The sequence below is a fragment of the Pseudoalteromonas sp. S2721 genome (assembly GCF_005887425.1).
GTDB lineage: Bacteria > Pseudomonadota > Gammaproteobacteria > Enterobacterales > Alteromonadaceae > Pseudoalteromonas > Pseudoalteromonas simplex.
In genome coordinates this window covers 1-428 of the sequence record NZ_PNCZ01000108.1, presented here as the reverse complement: position 1 = coordinate 428, position 428 = coordinate 1, and the positions used below count along the sequence as shown (strand labels likewise).

The window sequence follows — 428 nt, the reverse complement described above, 5'->3', positions numbered from 1 at the left end:
ATAACAAATAATAAACAAGGTTATGCTAAATATACCACCAATCGAGTTGTCCAGGGAGACTCAAATGTTAAATAATCAAGTTTCTCCCGCGTGTCGCTTAGCGATTGCATTTAGTGCTGCATCAACAGCTGCATTTTCTGCATCTTCTTTTGCTGCTGAAGAAAATAGCGCAGAAAAAGTTGAGCGTATTCAGGTAACAGGTTCACGCATCAAGCGTACTGACCTAGAAGGTGCATCACCTGTAATCAGCATCACATCTGCTGATATTAAAATGGAAGGTGACTTCACTGTAGCTGATGCTCTTCGTTCAAGCTCACTGAACTCATTCGGCTCATTCTCAGAGCGTTCAGGTAGCTCAGCTCAGTCTCAAGCAACAATCAACTTACGTGGTGCGGGTTCTCGCCGTACACTTGTACTATTAATCGGTC

At 43.2% G+C, this 428-nt stretch carries 1 protein-coding gene; it reads left to right on the top strand.

Translation table 11 applies throughout. From position 1 onward, the window contains the following. Positions 1-64: 64 nt before the first annotated feature. Positions 65-428, top strand: a 364-nt coding sequence (locus tag CWC02_RS20485; protein ID WP_171043883.1) for a TonB-dependent receptor plug domain-containing protein, incomplete at its 3' end; no start/stop codon positions are given.